The sequence below is a fragment of the Bacillus sp. EE-W1 genome (genome assembly GCF_009760835.1).
Lineage (GTDB): Bacteria > Bacillota > Bacilli > Bacillales > Bacillaceae_G > Bacillus_A > Bacillus_A wiedmannii.
The window spans coordinates 224,782-241,079 of the sequence record NZ_WIPE01000069.1 but is presented as its reverse complement, the minus strand read 5'-3'; the positions used below and the strand labels follow the sequence as shown (position 1 = coordinate 241,079).

General features: G+C 36.1%; 16 protein-coding genes. 10 read left to right on the top strand and 6 right to left on the bottom strand.

What is annotated here, in order from left to right; translation table 11 throughout:
- From GFJ36_RS17830 to GFJ36_RS17795, 8 genes are all read left to right on the top strand, one after another.
- The coding region (locus tag GFJ36_RS17830) for an aromatic amino acid transport family protein (protein ID WP_242016018.1) at positions 1-1,129 on the top strand (1,129 nt) is incomplete at its 5' end.
- A gap of 107 nt (positions 1,130-1,236) precedes the next feature.
- Complete coding sequence (locus tag GFJ36_RS17825; RefSeq protein WP_097889868.1) at positions 1,237-1,659, top strand: STAS/SEC14 domain-containing protein; 423 nt, start codon at positions 1,237-1,239, stop codon at positions 1,657-1,659.
- 218 nt (positions 1,660-1,877) lie between these two features.
- A complete protein-coding gene (locus GFJ36_RS17820; protein ID WP_176546154.1) occupies positions 1,878-2,387 on the top strand; it encodes a heme-degrading domain-containing protein in 510 nt (169 codons plus the stop codon).
- A 389-nt stretch (positions 2,388-2,776) separates the two neighbouring features.
- Entirely contained in the window at positions 2,777-4,261 is a 1,485-nt protein-coding gene (gene zwf, locus GFJ36_RS17815) for a glucose-6-phosphate dehydrogenase (protein ID WP_087984121.1), read from the top strand.
- Between the two features lie 123 nt (positions 4,262-4,384).
- On the top strand, positions 4,385-5,278 hold the full coding sequence (gene gnd, locus GFJ36_RS17810; RefSeq protein WP_087984122.1) for a phosphogluconate dehydrogenase (NAD(+)-dependent, decarboxylating): 894 nt from the start codon (positions 4,385-4,387) through the stop codon (positions 5,276-5,278).
- Positions 5,279-5,329: 51 nt separating this feature from the next.
- Entirely contained in the window at positions 5,330-5,998 is a 669-nt protein-coding gene (fsa, locus tag GFJ36_RS17805) for a fructose-6-phosphate aldolase (protein WP_087984123.1), read from the top strand.
- A gap of 267 nt (positions 5,999-6,265) precedes the next feature.
- Positions 6,266-7,807: a gluconokinase gene (gene gntK, locus GFJ36_RS17800; protein ID WP_087984124.1), complete on the top strand. Its 1,542-nt coding sequence runs from the start codon at positions 6,266-6,268 to the stop codon at positions 7,805-7,807.
- Between the two features lie 136 nt (positions 7,808-7,943).
- Positions 7,944-9,005 carry a lactonase family protein gene (locus GFJ36_RS17795; RefSeq protein ID WP_141542798.1) on the top strand — a complete coding sequence of 354 codons (1,062 nt, stop codon included), beginning with the start codon at positions 7,944-7,946 and terminating at the stop codon, positions 9,003-9,005.
- Between the two features lie 68 nt (positions 9,006-9,073).
- Here the strand turns inward: GFJ36_RS17795 and GFJ36_RS17790 are convergent, their stop codons facing one another.
- Positions 9,074-9,250: a DUF1272 domain-containing protein gene (locus GFJ36_RS17790; protein ID WP_060487780.1), complete on the bottom strand. Its 177-nt coding sequence runs from the start codon at positions 9,248-9,250 to the stop codon at positions 9,074-9,076.
- A gap of 195 nt (positions 9,251-9,445) precedes the next feature.
- Here GFJ36_RS17790 and GFJ36_RS17785 point away from each other — a divergent pair, with 195 nt between their 5' ends.
- Positions 9,446-10,267 carry a pentapeptide repeat-containing protein gene (locus tag GFJ36_RS17785; RefSeq protein ID WP_060487779.1) on the top strand — a complete coding sequence of 274 codons (822 nt, stop codon included), beginning with the start codon at positions 9,446-9,448 and terminating at the stop codon, positions 10,265-10,267.
- A gap of 43 nt (positions 10,268-10,310) precedes the next feature.
- Here GFJ36_RS17785 and GFJ36_RS17780 read toward each other — a convergent pair whose 3' ends face one another.
- Positions 10,311-11,195: a DMT family transporter gene (locus GFJ36_RS17780; RefSeq protein ID WP_097889816.1), complete on the bottom strand. Its 885-nt coding sequence runs from the start codon at positions 11,193-11,195 to the stop codon at positions 10,311-10,313.
- Between the two features lie 327 nt (positions 11,196-11,522).
- Between GFJ36_RS17780 and GFJ36_RS17775 the strand changes: the two genes are divergently transcribed.
- Positions 11,523-12,308: a glycosyltransferase family 2 protein gene (locus GFJ36_RS17775; RefSeq protein ID WP_087984127.1), complete on the top strand. Its 786-nt coding sequence runs from the start codon at positions 11,523-11,525 to the stop codon at positions 12,306-12,308.
- Here GFJ36_RS17775 and GFJ36_RS17770 read toward each other — a convergent pair.
- Genes GFJ36_RS17770 through rfbF form a run of 4 tightly spaced genes read right to left on the bottom strand, consistent with a single transcriptional unit; the run spans position 12,277 to position 16,257 of the window.
- The gene (locus tag GFJ36_RS17770) at positions 12,277-13,200 is read right to left on the bottom strand and encodes an NAD-dependent epimerase/dehydratase family protein (RefSeq protein ID WP_141542790.1); all 924 of its coding nucleotides are present in this window, start codon (positions 13,198-13,200) and stop codon (positions 12,277-12,279) included. The two genes, GFJ36_RS17775 and GFJ36_RS17770, sit on opposite strands and share 32 nt — an antisense overlap.
- Complete coding sequence (locus GFJ36_RS17765; protein ID WP_087984128.1) at positions 13,197-14,420, bottom strand: class I SAM-dependent methyltransferase; 1,224 nt, start codon at positions 14,418-14,420, stop codon at positions 13,197-13,199. Before GFJ36_RS17765 ends, GFJ36_RS17770 begins: the two co-directional genes overlap by 4 nt.
- A gap of 12 nt (positions 14,421-14,432) precedes the next feature.
- Positions 14,433-15,488: a CDP-glucose 4,6-dehydratase gene (gene rfbG / locus GFJ36_RS17760; RefSeq protein ID WP_087984129.1), complete on the bottom strand. Its 1,056-nt coding sequence runs from the start codon at positions 15,486-15,488 to the stop codon at positions 14,433-14,435.
- 1 nt (position 15,489) lies between these two features.
- Positions 15,490-16,257: a glucose-1-phosphate cytidylyltransferase gene (gene rfbF / locus GFJ36_RS17755; protein WP_087984130.1), complete on the bottom strand. Its 768-nt coding sequence runs from the start codon at positions 16,255-16,257 to the stop codon at positions 15,490-15,492.
- Between the last annotated feature and the right edge of the window lie 41 nt (positions 16,258-16,298).

Below are 16,298 nucleotides of genomic sequence, written 5' to 3'. Positions count from 1 at the left end.
ACTACTAATTACATTGCTTGCATATCCAGTTATGTATTACTCACATAGGGCACTTGCTAAAATGATATACGCTTCTAATTCTGCTGATGAGGGGATCACAGGTACAATTAGAGAGTATTTCGGAAATAAAGCAAGTATCATTTTTAACATCGTATATTTCGGTTCAATTTATACAATCGTGCTAATGTATTCGGTTGCGCTTACAAATACTGCAAGTAGTTTTATCGTGCATCAATTGCACATGCCAGAGCCTCCAAGGGCTATTTTATCACTTGTATTAGTTCTTGGTCTTATCGCTATACTGAATTTTGGTCAAGATATTACTGTAAAAATCATGAGTATGCTAGTGTATCCTTTCATAGCTTCTCTACTTTTTATCGCAATATCTTTAATTCCACAGTGGAATACGTCAATGCTTAGCTTTTCAGCTGTTTCTACTGCTTCAACAGGAACAGGATATTTTGGAACGATACTGTTGATTCTACCAATCATCGTATTCTCATTTAATCATTCACCTATGATTTCATCATTTGTTGTAAAACAGAGAGCTACGTATGGAATAGAAGCTACTGATGCTAAATGTGCGCAAATACAAAAAGTTTGTTATATCATGACATTCGCTGTAGTTATGTTCTTCGTTTGGAGTAGTACATTAAGCTTGACTCCAGAGGATTTAAAAATGGCAAAAGAGCAAAACTTATCAATCCTTTCATATCTTGCTAATGAGCTTAATTCACCTGTAATTACGATTGCAGCTCCAATCATTGCTTTTGTGGCTATTACAAAATCTTTCCTTGGCCATTATATCGGAGCATTTGAAGTAATGCGTGACATGATTATTAAGTTCGGTAAATCACGTGGAAAAGTTATTGAAGAAAAAACAATTAAAACAATCGTCCTTACTTTTGTTGTATTATCATGCTGGTTTGTTGCTTATACAAATCCAAGTATTCTTGGACTTATTGATTCTCTAAGCGGTCCATTAGTTGCTGCTATCTTATGTCTATTACCGATGTATGCAATCAATAAAGTACCAGTACTGGCTAAATACAAAGGGAAAATGAGTAACGTATTTGTTATTATTGTAGGTGTACTTACTGTTTTAGCAAGTATTAAATCATTATTCTAATTCACGATTGTTAGTTCTAATGCAAAATAGAACGATTTTGGGACAGACTTCTCCGTTTGGAGAGTCTGTCCCTTTTTAATGCGTTACAGTTTGATCTTATTGATTTTATGAGGGATTCACGCATAATTGTAACTAAGGGAGATGATTTTAGATTGAATAAACTGAATATTAGTACAACGGTTTCCGGAGATATAATTGTTACTCGTCTTATAGGCAAGATTAAAACAGATGATGTTTATGAATGGTTTAATCGCTTCGAGCAAGTTTGTCAGCAATTCATTTCCGAGGGACGGAAATACAAATTGCTGGTAGATAGAAAAGGGTACACGCCAGATCATTTTTCTGTTCAAAAAGTATGGAAAGATAAGTTTTTCAATGAAACGATTTTGAATCACAGTAAGGCAATTGCTTTTCTCCTTGAAGAAGGGGAGATAATGAATTATTTACAACAATCTAATACAAAAAAATATGTAAAATTTTTCGATGATTATGAACAAGCATTCCTTTGGTTGAATGAATATCCTAGATAAAATTTTTAGTGAACCAGTTGCTTAAGCAACTGGTTTTTTTATGCTTGTAAGTAGTAGCTGGAAGAAAACTTCTATACGAAATGTTTAGCGCTAGAGGACATACATTTTTAGTGCGTTAAATATAATTCATAATAGCACCAAGAAGAAAAGAATAAGCTTTACGTTATTAGTTATATGGAAAGTCCGTACGGTAGGGTCGCATAATTTTAAAAATAGCAATGTGGCATAAAGTGAGTAAGGGGGATAAACATATGAGCACTTCAAATTTGAATGAAATAAGTAAACAAATTTTAATAGAGGAGGAAACACTTCAATTTTCCTCTTTTACAAATGAAGATGCACTGCAAATAGGTTTATTTATCGTTGAAACAGCGAGGAAAGAAGGGAAATTGATTGCTGTTGATATAACGAAAAATGGTGTGCAACTATTTCATTTCAAGATGACGGGGACAACTGAGGAAAATACGAAATGGATTGAGCGTAAAAAACGAGTTGTTTCTTTGCACAATCATAGCTCGTATTATATGCAAATACAAAGTGAAATAACGGGTGTTCCATATAATGAAAAGTATCTTTTAGATAGGTCGGATTATGCTGCGTTTGGTGGTTGCGTTCCTGTGCAAATAAAAGATGTAGGAGTTATTGGAATGATAACGGTTTCAGGGTTACCACCAGAAGAAGATCATGAATTAGTTATAAGGGCAGTTAAAAATCATTTAAAGCAATAATAAAAAGGAAAAACCGAACAATAATATGTTCGGTTTTTCCTTTTTATTATTCAGTTCATGAACATATTTTTAATAAGATGTTACGAAATGAAAAATCTTCAATTCAAGACACTTTCCTTGACGATAATAATCTATGTAGTTAATATGATAGACATAAAATAACTTAATTACTTTTTATAATCTAGTTATTTTATGTAAGTATAATTGGGTAAGTAGGATGTGGGGAAAATGCTTTGAATTGCCACTATTAATATTGGGGACAATTAGAAAGCGACAAATATAAAAAATTAGAAGTTAAGAAGTAAGATTGGATCAACAATAATAGTAGCTTCTGTACAATGCATTCTTACTATATTGGCAATGACTATACATCACGAGGAGGACTGAAATTGGAATCGATGACCTTTGTTTTATTTGGAGCGACAGGGGATTTAGCGAAAAGGAAAATTTACCCCGCGCTATATAACTTATATAGAGATCAAAAGCTTCCAAAGCCAATATCTGTTATCGGGCTTGGAAGACGTGAAGTATCTCATTTAGATTTTCAAAAAAGAGTAAAAGAATCCATAGAAACTTTTTCTCGTCGCAGAGAAGAAGGTACTCCGAAAATAGAAGATTTTTTAGAGTATTTTCGTTATTGTCCGTTAGATGTGAATAAGCCAGAAGATTATAAAAGGTTATTACAAGTAGTTCATGAAAGGGAAGAAGAACAAAATATACAAGGGAATAGAATGTTCTACCTTTCAGTTACTCCTGACTTCTTTGAGACCATTGCTTTAAATATTAAAGAAAGTGGACTTGATAAAACAGATGGATGGAAGCGTCTAATGATTGAGAAACCGTTTGGTCATGATCTTACATCTGCCCGAGGGCTGAATGATAAGCTTAGTCGAACGTTTGAAGAAGACGAAATATACCGTATTGATCATTATTTAGGTAAACCGATGGTTCAAAATATTGAAGCACTTGAATTTGCAAATCCTGTTCTTCAATCGATTTGGAATAAAGAACATATAGCGAATGTACAAATAACAGCTAGTGAAACGGTTGGGGTAGAAGAAAGGGCAGCATATTATGATCATGCAGGAGCCATTCGCGATATGGTTCAAAATCATATGCTGCAAATATTAATGATGACTGCTATGAATCTGCCGGAAAAGATTAATGCATGTGAAATTCGTGAGGAAAAACGAAAAGTGATGGAGACTCTTCGTAAAGTGAAAAAAGAAGACGTTCAGAACCATATCATTCGCGGACAATATGCTTCAGGGGAGATAAAAGGACAACAAGTTGTGGCGTATAGAGAGGAGCCAGGAGTAAATCCTTCTTCTCAAACAGATACATTTGTTGCGGCTCGCTTATGGATTGATAACCCATTTTGGACTGATGTTCCTTTTTACATACGAACAGGAAAAAGAATGAAAGAAAAGTCTACTCGTATTGTAATTGAGTTTAAAAATACATTAAAACAGCAGTATCAAGATAGTAATCCAAATGCAGCGCCTAATTTGTTAATCATTGAAATTAGCCCAAATGAAAATGTTTCACTCCAATTAAATAGTAAAAATCCATTGAACAATGGAGAGCTTGAACCGATCCGTATTCATTTTACTTGTGAGCAAACAGGAGTGGGAATACCTGAAGCTTATGAAAGGCTTATCTATGATGCTGTATGTGGAGATTCTACATTCTTTGCACACTGGAGAGAAGTTGAATTGTCATGGGAATGGGTGCAGCCAATACTTGAAGCATTCGAAGAAAACTTGTTACCACTTCATGAATATAAGTCGGGTTCGTATGGTCCAGATGCTGCAAATGCTCTATTACAAGAAAGTGAGTTTAAATGGTGGTTAGATGAGGAAGTGAAAAAATAAGTACATTCTTACATGAAGGTATTTCATACGTTTCTTTATATGTAAAACAATATGACAAAAAGATATTCATCATTTTATTAACATGTATTTATGATGAAAGGTAATTCAAGGAGGAATTATATTATGAGAGTAGGATTAATTGGTTTAGGTAAAATGGGATTAAATTTAGGGAAGAATTTAATGGATCATAAACATGAAGTAGCAGCATTTGATTTAAATACGAGTGCAGTGGAAGAAATGAAAGAGTATGGTGCTACAGGTGTATCTAGCTTAAGTGAACTCGTTCAATCATTACAATCACCAAGAATTCTTTGGGTTATGGTACCACACGCTGTCGTTGATTCTGTTATTGATGAAGTTACACCATTGCTATCAAAAGGAGATATTTTAATTGAAGCTGGTAATTCACATTATAAAGAGTCAATTCGCCGATATGAGCAACTAAAGAAAGATGGCATTCACTTTATGGATGCAGGAACTTCTGGCGGAATGGAAGGCGCGCGTAATGGAGCTTGTTACATGATCGGAGGAGATCAAGAAGCTTGGGACATCGTTGAACCTATCTTCCATGATACAGCTGTAGAAAATGGATTCTTGTATGCAGGAAAAGCTGGTAGCGGTCACTTCTTAAAAATGATTCATAACGGAATTGAATACGGAATGATGGCTGCTATTGGTGAAGGATTTGAGGTTTTAGAGAAGAGTGAATTTGATTACGATTATGAAAAAGTATCAAGAGTATGGAACAACGGTTCAGTCATTCGTTCATGGTTAATGGAATTGACTGAAAACGCATTTTCTAAAGATGCAAAACTGGATGAAATTAAGGGCGTTATGCATTCTTCTGGTGAAGGAAAATGGACAGTAGAAACAGCATTAGACCTTCAAACAGCAACTCCTGTTATCGCAATGTCTCTATTAATGCGCTACCGCTCATTAGACAATGATACGTTTACAGGGAAAGTTGTAGCAGCACTGCGTAATGAGTTTGGCGGACATGCAGTAGAAAAGAAATAAACATTTTAAAAGTATAACTCGTTAATGTTAAAAAAATGGAGGGAATGAATTATGAAGTTTTTTATTGATACTGCAAATCTTGAGGACATAAAAAAAGCATATAAACTTGGAGTTTTAGCCGGCGTTACAACGAATCCTTCTTTAGTAGCGAAAGAGGGCATTAAGTTTGAAGACCGTATTGCAGAAATTTGTCAGGCAGTGCCTAAAGTTGAATCTGTTTCGGCAGAAGTAACTCCAGATGTTGTAGAAGCTGAAGAAATGATCTCTCAAGCAGAAGAACTGATTAAAATTAACGGTGGCGATAAAAACATCACGATAAAACTTCCGATGACGCTAGCAGGATTAGAAGCTTGTCGCTACCTTACTGAAAAAGGTGTGAAAACGAACGTTACACTTATTTTCACTGTGAACCAAGCCCTTTTAGCTGCTAGAGCAGGTGCAACGTATGTTTCACCATTTTTAGGTCGCCTAGATGATATTTCTGAAGATGGCGTACTATTAGTTGCTAAAATAGCTGAATTGTTCGATATTCATCAATTAGATACACAAATTATTGCGGCTTCTGTTAGACATCCAGACCATGTCACTCGTGTAGCAATGGCAGGTGCTCACATTGCAACAATTCCTTATAAAGTAATTGAACAACTTGCTATGCACCCATTAACAGACCAAGGTATTGAGAAGTTTGCTGCGGATTGGGCGAAGGCGCCTAAGTTATAAGGAAGTAAAGTTTACACAAATTGCTTTTTCATGAGAGGACCAATCTCTATGTAACTTCATCCTTTAAAATAAATCTCGAGTTTGGTACCTTATTACGTAAAAGCAGCGATATGAAAAGACACCATGCATTTTCAAAACAGCACAATGGTTATAAAAAGGATCCCCTTATGAGAGTGAAGTTTATGAAAACGTAGCTCTCATAAGGGAGCGTCTTTTTGTAGACACCATGGTGCTCTTTTGTTATAGGAATGATTTGAAAGGGGTTACATAGTGAGTTCGAAATATATGATTGGTGTAGATATTGGGACAACTAGTACAAAAGCAGTTTTGTTTTCGATCGATGGATCTGTTATTGCAAGCCATGGGATTGAATATCCTTTATATTCGCCCACACCAGAAATAGCAGAACAAGATCCAGAAGAGATTTTTCAAGCAGTCATACATACGATTAAAGAGACTATACAATCAAGTAATGTACAGCCAGTTGATATTCTTTGTGTTTCTTTTAGTTCGGCAATGCATAGTGTCATTGTTGTAGACGAAGCAGGGAAGCCGTTAACGAGATGCATTACTTGGGCAGATAATAGAAGCGCAAGTTGGGCAGAAAAAATAAAGAATGATATGAATGGTCATGAAATTTACCTTCGTACTGGAACACCAACCCATCCTATGTCACCACTTTCGAAATTAGTTTGGCTTAAAAATGAACATGCTGATTTATTTGCAAAAAGCTATAAATTCATTTCTATTAAAGAATATGTTTTCTATAAGTTATTTAAGGAATATGTAATTGATTATTCTATAGCATCAGCAACAGGAATGTTCAATTTGAAATCTTTAAAATGGGATGAAGAAGCTCTTCGTGTTGCAGGAATTTCGGAGGGAAAGCTTTCTAAACTCGTTCCAACGACGCACACTTTAATAGGATTAGATGAAGAATTTGCAAGAGAGATGAATGTACTTGTTACTACTCCTTTTATAATAGGAGCGAGTGATGGAGTACTATCGAATTTAGGTGTGAATGCAATAGAACCTGGAGTAGTTGCTATTACAATTGGTACGAGCGGTGCAGTGCGAGTTGTCACAAATCATCCTGTAACGGATCCGAAGGGTAGGACTTTTTGTTATGCGTTAACTGAGGACCTTTGGGTAATTGGTGGACCGGTGAATAATGGTGGTATGATTTTTAGGTGGGTTCGTGACCAATTATGTGCGTTAGAAGTTGAGCATGGGAAGCGCTTAGGAAAAGATCCTTATGAATTGCTTACTGAAATAGCAGCAAAAGTTAATCCTGGATCTGATGGTTTATTATTTCATCCGTATTTAGCAGGAGAAAGAGCCCCTTTATGGAATGCGAATGCGCGGGGGTCTTTCTTTGGGCTTGGACTACATCATAAGAAAGAGCATCTTATCCGTGCTGTTTTAGAGGGAATCATTTATAACTTGTATACAGTTCTCCTTGCTTTAAAAGAACTAATTGGCGAACCGAAAAAAATTCAAGCGACAGGTGGCTTTGCAAGATCGGAACTTTGGAGACAGATGATGGCAGATATTTTTCATCAAGATGTATATGTTCCTGAAAGTTTCGAAAGCTCTTGTCTAGGAGCAGCTATCCTTGGTTTATATAGTTTAGGTGAAATAAATACATTACATGTAGTTTCTAATATGGTAGGTGCCAATTTTTATCATGAGCCAAACATGGAAAGTGTGGAGAAATATAAAGAATTAATACCGATCTATATTCGTTTGGCCCGTCACTTGGAAGAAGAATATGAAAGTATAGCAGCTTTTCAGAAAAAATGGGTTTAGAGGTTATTTGGCAGAAAAATATGGTAACTTATAAAGAGGTACTCCGATTTTTTAGGATATTCTTTCAATCAAAAATAGTTTTATGAACTTGGTAAGAAGTATGATGAACAAAAACTATAGGGAGAGGGTTATGAAAATGACGGATAACAAAGAGTTTATTGGATATGTTGGAACGTACACGAAAGAAAATAGTGAAGGGATATATACTTTTACTTTAAATACAGAAGCACAAAAAGTTAGTAATGTAACGCTTGCGGCTAAGCTGGATAACCCTACATATGTAACGATTAGCAAAAATAATCAATATATCTATTCTGTTGTTAAGGAAGGCGAAGCTGGTGGTGTAGCTGCTTATTCGATTAACAGTTATACAGGAGAGCTAACGGAACAAAACAGACAAGTAGTAGAAGGGGCTTCTCCTTGTCATATTAGTGTGGATAGTGAAAACGGTACGGTAGTTACAGCAAATTACCATAAAGGAACAATTGAGTCTTTCGTAGTTAATGAAGAAGATGGAACTGTAAATCCTGTTACATCGATTATGGCAAATGAAGGTTCTGGTCCAAATAAAGAAAGACAAGAAAAACCACATGCGCATTACGCGGGATATACTCCTGATGAAAAATATGTGGTAGGCGTTGATTTAGGAATTGATAAAATCATTACGTATGAAATAAAAGATAGTAAGTTAAAGGAAGTGAATAGCTTGTCTGTAAACCCAGGAAGTGGTCCGAGACATATTGCTTTTCACCCGAACGGAAAGCATGCTTATGTCATGACTGAACTTAGCTCGGAAGTTATTGCATTATCATATAATCCGGAAGAAGGGTCCTTTACAGAGTTGCAGTATATTTCTACCGTTCCAAAAGAATTTGATGACAATAGTCAAGGAAGTGCTATTCATATTTCTTCTGACGGCCGTTTTGTGTATGCGGCGAATCGCGGTCATAATAGTATTGCTGTTTTCAGTGTGGATCAAAATTCAGGCCAGCTTACATTTGTTGCACATACATTTACAGAAGGAAATTGGCCGAGGGACTTTGTATTAGATCCGACTGAAAAGTTTCTTCTTGCTACAAATGAAAAGTCACATAACCTTGTGCTATTTTCAAGAAATGAAACGACAGGTGAGTTAACATTGTTACAATCTGATGTTATTGTACCAGAGCCTGTTTGTGTGAAGTTTTTGAACGTTTAATTTGTGATTGGTAGAATTTCTATATATCCCAAAAACAGTAAAAAAGCAAAGCGATATCGCTTTGCTTTTTATTGTTTCTTTTTCGGTCTACGTACTAATTCGCCGCCGCAGTTTGGGCAAACGTTGTGTCTTTCTTCTGTACACGGTGCACAAAATGTACATTCATACACGCAAATGTAGGCTTCGGAATTTGATTCGAGAGATTGATCGCAAATTTGACAGTTTGTTTTCATTTCGAGTGCCATAGTAAGTCTCCTTTTAGTTTGAATATTTATAATTTAATTATAATTCATTAGATAGAAGCTGTCTTTTTCAATTGAAAGGAAATCGAATGATAAAGTTATGATTTGAAATGAAAGAAGCTCATTTATTTTTAAATTGATTATTTAATAAGGTTGGAATATTATGAAATAGTCAAAAGACAACAGGGGGTATATATTTTGACTAATCATAACGATCATTTAAAAGCAAACTGCGAAAAATGCTTCGGTTTATGTTGCGTGGCGTTACCGTTCGCAGCATCGGTAGATTTTGCGGTGAATAAAGATGGCGGGACACCATGTTCTAACTTACAAACAGATTTTAAATGTAGCATACATAAAAATCTTAGAGGAAAAGGTTATAAAGGTTGTACAGTGTTTGAGTGTTTCGGGGCTGGGCAGAAGATTTCGCAAGTTACGTTTAACGGGATTGATTGGCGGAAAGATGCTAAGCATGCGAGAAAAATGTACGATGCTTTTCCAGTTATGCATCAGCTTCATGAAATACTGTGGTATTTGAATGAGGCTATTCTTTTGAAGGCGACACAATCGATTCATAAAGAACTAAGTAAAGCAATTGGAGAGACAGAGCGCTTATCAAATTTAAATGCGGACGAGTTAATGAAAGTAAATATTCCATTACACCGTGCGGAAGTAAATGTGTTACTTTTAGAAACGAGTGAGCTAGTTTGGAAGGAAATGAATGCTGCGCGTAAGAAACGAATTAGTCACCGCGGAGCAGATCTTATGGGGGCAAATTTGAAAAAGAAAGATTTGCAAGGAGCGAATTTAAGAGGGGCATACTTAATTGCGGCTAACTTAAATGGAGCAAACTTAAGAGGAGCAGATCTTATCGGAGCAGATTTACGAGATGCAGATATTCGCGGGGCGGATTTCACAAATAGTATTTTTCTGACGCAAGTTCAAATTAATGCAGCGAAAGGGGATAAACATACGAAATTACCGAAAGTGTTGTCCCGTCCATCGCATTGGAGTGCGTAAAGAATGTGGAACAGGCAGAGATTAAGAATCTCTGCCTGTTTTTTCATTTCTTTTCAAAAGTAGTAATGAAAACACTACATATAATAAGGATACCACCAATAAAAAAGTTAATATTTAATATCTCATTTAAGAGTAACCAACCAAGCAATGATCCGACGATGGGTTGGAAGAAGAAAAATAACGAACCGATGCTTGCGTCCATTAATTCTAACCCTTTATTCCAAAGGAAAAAGGCACCTGCCGTTGAGACGACTCCTAAATATACTACGCCTAATATTACGTACGTATTTATTGTTTCGATAGAGGTTGATTGTAGTTCCCATATCATAAAAGGTGTAATGAAAAAGAGTGAAAAGAATATGGCGTACGTTGTAATAACTAAGGATGAAAATCGAGCTGAAGCAATCTTCACATAAATGGATAGTAAAGCCCACGTAATAGCGGCCCCGACTAATATAATTGTACCGATAAAATAGGAGCCAATTTCAATATCCCATCCAATGACGATAATGACACCGATTGTTGCTATGATAGTAGATAATAGTCTACGAGCGGTTAGTTTTTCTTTTAAAATGATCGCTGCAAATATAACCATAAATGCCGGAGTGGCTGATGTTACTAACGAGCCTGTATGAGCGTCAGATAATTTTGTTCCGATAAATTGACAAGTAATCGAAATGAAATAGCCGATAAATCCAATCCAGGCGAAGAGTAGCCAATCTTTTTTGTGAATGGTTACTTTTTTCTTTTGCTTTTTCTCAGCTATTTTCAAAATTGCATATAAAACAACGAAAGCGATAATAAAGCGTAGCCAAACAAGTGTCAGTGGTGGGATAAAGTCGAGTACGTATTTACTAACAACATACATACCGCCCCATATACTAGCTGCTAGTGATAAACATATAGCTCCTAAAATTGTTTGTTTCATGTAAAGTACCTCCGTCTATTTTTAGGGTATTATGAGTTCCCTAAGACGAGGCATAGTGTTAAGTGTTATATGAATGCCCGCCTTAGTTTATAGACGGCCTACAGGTTGATCATTTTCGAATGAAGTGTTGTAGTACATGAGTGCATTCCTCCTTCATAATTTAATAAAGATATTATAACTTAATTTTCAGTTTATTGGGATGTTTCTTTAGAAAATGGCGGTTGTCTAAGAAAGCATAGTATATGGTAGAAAAACATATTTTAAAAATAAAAGAAACCAATTACATAACTGATAAGTATAGTAAGAGTAGGATGAAAAAGTAGATTAATAGAGAACGAGGAGGAGATTGTTATAACTACAACCGTTATTTCTCATTTTTATAACGAAGAGTATTTATTACCGTGGTGGCTTGCTCATCATACGAAACTGTTTGATCATGGCATTTTAATTAATAAAGGTTCAACAGATCGTTCGGTTGAAATTTGTAAAAAATTCGCACCACACTGGGAAGTACGAGATTCTGCAAATCCAGAATTTGATGCATTAGCGACAGATCATGAAGTGATGAGGATAGAACAAGAAGTAAAAGGATGGAAAATGATTTTAAATACGACCGAGTTTCTTTGTGTGCAAGATAAAAATCAGTTTTGGAAATCCCTGAATGAATTGGGAGGGAGGATGTATTGGCTGGAAGGGCTTATTATGGTCGATGATCTTAACTATAATTATCCGGACCTTAACTTTAGAATACCTTTAATGAAACAGCGATTTCATGGTTATTTACCAGAAGATTGGGCGTTATGGAGAAGAGGTAGATTTATTCATAATCATGAACACGGAAGTTATACGGTTGGGAGACATTTATCTGCACATGAATCTATGATTTATCCGCCACTTGCGTGTATTGCATGGTTTGGTTTCAGCCCTTGGAACAATGCGATGAGAAAGAGGAAATTACAAATTGGCCCGACTCTTTCTGAAGCTAGTAAGCATGGGGGAATGGGAACACATCATATTATTACACCTGAAAAATTAGAAGAATGGTATAAGGATTTAGCGAGAGGGACGAAGGATTTGCGTTTTAGTGGTGCGTATCGTTATGTTTTTTTATAAATGATTCCCACCATAAAATTGTTTCTTCGATCCCAGTATTTAGATCGTATGTTGGTTTCCAATTTACTTCAGTTTTTAAACGCTCTACATTAACGCCGACGAATAAAGGTTCATCTTTAGAGAAAGGAATCGCACCTAGTTTAATTAAATGTTCTTTTCCTAACTTTTTAGCAATGATAGAAGCTAATTCTTTAATTTGTACAGATTGACCAGAAGCGATATTGATTGTGCCTGTAACGCCATGTTCTAATACTGTTACGAGAGCATCAGCGACGTCGCTCACATGGAGGAAATCTCTTGATTGTTTTCCATGTGTACATAGTGCTTCCTCATTTTTTAATAAGGAAGTGATAATGTTAGAAACGAGCCGATTCCCTTGTTCGTGAGGGCCATACATATGAAAGATGCGGCCCCAACACATGCTGAGGCCGGTTTGCTCAGCGTACGTTTGTAGCCAAGAGTGTAGTGCGTTTTTACATAATGCATACGGTGTTTTATAGGAAAGAAGCGGTGAATCTTCAAATAGTACGCCGTTAAACCATTCGTACTCTGCGCCGGTGCCGGCAACAACGACTCGCTTTCCGCCGCATGTTGTGAAGTGCTGAATCAATGAGATGCTGGATGTAAGCCAATAGTAATTATTAATAGATACATAACAAGCTGGCGGCACTGCTTCCCAAGCTAAATGAATGAGATGACTAGGTTTAATGTCGTAAATGAGTTTTTTTACTTCTTCATCACAAAGTAAGTTTACTTTATGCCAGTGGCAAGGGATGTGAGAAGGCTTCTTTGTATGATAAGTGGCGTGCACCTCATAGCCCCTTTGTATAAGAGAATTTACAACATATTTACCAATCCATCCACTACCGCCTGTTACAAGAATTTTTTTCATGGCTCAATTACCTCAACTTCTGGAATGGTTACTAAAAATTTGCCGCCCCACTCACGAATGAAAGAGCATTCTTTCATAATTTCATCTTTCAAATTCCAAGGGAGTATGAGAATGTAATCAGGTTTTGTACGCTTAATTTCTTCTGGAGATTTTATTGGAATGCGTGTTCCTGGTAGTAGGAGATTTTGTTTGTGAGGGTTTTTATCTACTGTATAAGCTAAAAATTCTTTTCCTATTCCGCAATAATTTAAAAGGGTGTTTCCTTTAGCTGGTGCACCGTAACCAATAATTTGTTTGTTTAAAGCTTTTGCTTCGATAAAAAACTTTAAAATATTTATTTTCAATTGCTCGATGCGTTTAGAAAAAAGGAGATAACAATCTAATGTATTTAGCCCGTGATCTACTTCTTTTTCGATTAATTTTGTAACACTGGAATGGATAGTGGATTTGTCGCTATGATGTTTTACAAAAATACGTAAGGAACCACCGTGCGTTGCAAGCTCTTCTACATCGACAATTTGTAAATGATGATGAGCTAAAACTTTTTGAAGACTTATAAGTGAGAAATAGGAGAAGTGCTCATGGTAGATCGTATCAAACTGTTTAAAGGATATGAGATTTAACAAGTGCGGGAATTCAATTGTTATTGTTCCGTCTTGTTTTAATAACGTTTTTAAACCAGCGACAAAATCATGTAAGTTCGGGACGTGTGCCAATACGTTATTTGCGATGATTAAATCAGCTTTTGGTAATTTTTTTGCAAAGTCATTGCTGAAAAAATTCACTTCAGTAGGAATTCCTTTTTGGATAGCGATTTCTGCTACATTTTTTGCTGGTTCAATTCCTAACGTTTCGATATGTTCTTTTTGAAAATATTGTAATAAGTACCCGTCGTTACTCGCGATTTCAATCACTTTCGAATGATTGGTTAAGTTGAAACGCTTAATCGCCATTTCTACATATTGCTTAGCGTGTAGTAGCCAACTGGAGGAGTAAGAGCTGAAGTATAAGTAGTCATGAAAAATATTGTGCGGAGGTTCAAATTCATCTAATTGTACAAGTAAACAAGAGTGACAAACAAATGTGTGCAGCGGATAAAATGGTTCCATTTTATATGAGTGTTCTGGAGTTATAAATGAGTTAGCGAGAGGGGAAACGCCTAAATCTAAAAAAGTATTTGTTAATAATGAGTGGCAAAAACGGCATTTTTTCTGGTCCATTTTGTAGCCCCCTTATAAATTTTTGAATGCATCGATTTGTTGGCGCGTGAAAGATTCCATATTTTCACCAGATGCATATTTCTTGTACCAATCAACAGTCCAAGCGATAGAATGGTTTGTTGATAACTTAGGTGTCCAACTGAGTTTATTTACTGCTTTTGTACTGTCGAGTGTTAAGACAGGTGATTCATAGGGTGTGTTTATATGAGGAGAAAGGATTGTTAGTGGTTGATTCCATAATTTCATGATAGATTGAATGACGTCATGAACTGTTCGGTTAGGTTCGTTCAGCGGACCGAAATTCCACGCTTCTGCATATGCAGCGTCTGTCCAAAGTTTTTCAGCTAAAAGGATATAGCCATGTAAAGGATCTAATACGTGTTGCCACGGGCGAATAGCGTGTTTGTTTCTAATATTTAACGTACCATCTTGTAAATATGCACGAATGACATCTGGGAATAATCGGTCATTTGCCCAATCACCACCGCCGATAACGTTACCTGCTCTTACTGAGGCAAGATTCGGAGTGTTAGTGCGGAAGAATGAGTTTTGATAGGACGTTGCCACTAGTTCAGCACAAGCTTTACTCGCACTATAAGGATCGAAACCTCCTAATCGGTCACTTTCCAAGAATGCACGGTTACCGCTCCCATCATTTTCATAGCACTTATCACTTGTAACATTAATGATGACGCGTATACTTTCTATCTGTTTTGCCGCTTCTAATACATGAACAGTACCTAAAACATTCGTTTTAAATGTTTCAATAGGATTTTTATAGGAAGTGGTAACGATCGGCTGGGCTGCTAAATGAAATAGTATATCAGGGTTATGTTGCTTTAGGGCATGGAATAAAGAATCGTAATCTGTAATGTCGCCATGAATTGATGTGCACTCATTTGCTACATTACCTTGTTCAAAAAGGCTAGGATTGGAGGGGAGTTGAGAGGAGTATCCGATTACTTCTGCGCCTAAAGAAGTTAAAAAAAGGGTGAGCCATGAGCCTTTAAAGCCAGTATGTCCTGTAATAAATACTTTTTTCTTATTCCAAAAAGATGATGAAGCCATATTACCAAACCTTCCACGGAGCGTTATTACTTTCCCATAGCTCGACTAATTTATTTTTATCGCGCAATGTATCCATTGGATGCCAAAAACCAGTATGTTGATATGCAGCCAATTCGTTTTTGTTTACTAACTGAACTAAAGTGTCTGTTTCAAAAACAGATGTATCTCCACTAATGTAATTGAAAACATCAGGATTTAAAACGAAAAATCCACCGTTAACCCATCCGCCATCACCTAGTGGCTTCTCTTGAAAGGATGTGACAGACTGTTTATCTAATACGAGAGAACCGAATCTACCAGGAGGTTGTACGGCTGTAACAGTCGCCATTTTACCGTGTCTTTTATGAAATGCAATGAGTTCTTTTATATTTACATTACTTAATCCATCGCCATAAGTGAGGCAGAAAGGTTCATCCCCGACGTAATTTTGTATTTTTTTAACTCGTCCACCTGTTTCGGTATTTAGACCGGTATTAATCAGTGTAACTTTCCATGGTTCTATACGATGAGAATGGTTAGTAATCGTATTGTCGTTTAAATGTATCGTGAAATCGGACATGTGTAAGTTGTAATTTAGAAAAAATTCTTTAATTGCATATCCTTTATAGCCTAAGCAAATAATAAATTCAGTAATCCCGTAATGGCTATACAAACTCATAATGTGCCATAGAATAGGTTTTGTTCCAATTTCAATCATAGGTTTTGGTTTTAAATGAGTTTCTTCCCCAATCCTTGTTCCATATCCACCTGCAAGAATAACAGCTTTCATTTTTTCCTCCTAAAATAAAAATTTATAATATATACAGTATT

Bases quoted from the DNA above. Each gene is read 5' to 3' on its own strand.
- GFJ36_RS17795 (WP_141542798.1), top strand. From the start codon at position 7,944: ATGACGGATAACAAAGAGTTTATTGGATATGTTGGAACGTACACGAAA.
- rfbF (WP_087984130.1), bottom strand. From the start codon at position 16,257: ATGAAAGCTGTTATTCTTGCAGGTGGATATGGAACAAGGATTGGGGAA.
- GFJ36_RS17780 (WP_097889816.1), bottom strand. From the start codon at position 11,195: ATGAAACAAACAATTTTAGGAGCTATATGTTTATCACTAGCAGCTAGT.
- GFJ36_RS17825 (WP_097889868.1), top strand. From the start codon at position 1,237: ATGAGGGATTCACGCATAATTGTAACTAAGGGAGATGATTTTAGATTG.
- gnd (WP_087984122.1), top strand. From the start codon at position 4,385: ATGAGAGTAGGATTAATTGGTTTAGGTAAAATGGGATTAAATTTAGGG.
- rfbG (WP_087984129.1), bottom strand. From the start codon at position 15,488: ATGGCTTCATCATCTTTTTGGAATAAGAAAAAAGTATTTATTACAGGA.
- GFJ36_RS17820 (WP_176546154.1), top strand. From the start codon at position 1,878: ATGTGGCATAAAGTGAGTAAGGGGGATAAACATATGAGCACTTCAAAT.
- fsa (WP_087984123.1), top strand. From the start codon at position 5,330: ATGAAGTTTTTTATTGATACTGCAAATCTTGAGGACATAAAAAAAGCA.
- GFJ36_RS17770 (WP_141542790.1), bottom strand. From the start codon at position 13,200: ATGAAAAAAATTCTTGTAACAGGCGGTAGTGGATGGATTGGTAAATAT.
- GFJ36_RS17790 (WP_060487780.1), bottom strand. From the start codon at position 9,250: ATGGCACTCGAAATGAAAACAAACTGTCAAATTTGCGATCAATCTCTC.
- GFJ36_RS17765 (WP_087984128.1), bottom strand. From the start codon at position 14,420: ATGGACCAGAAAAAATGCCGTTTTTGCCACTCATTATTAACAAATACT.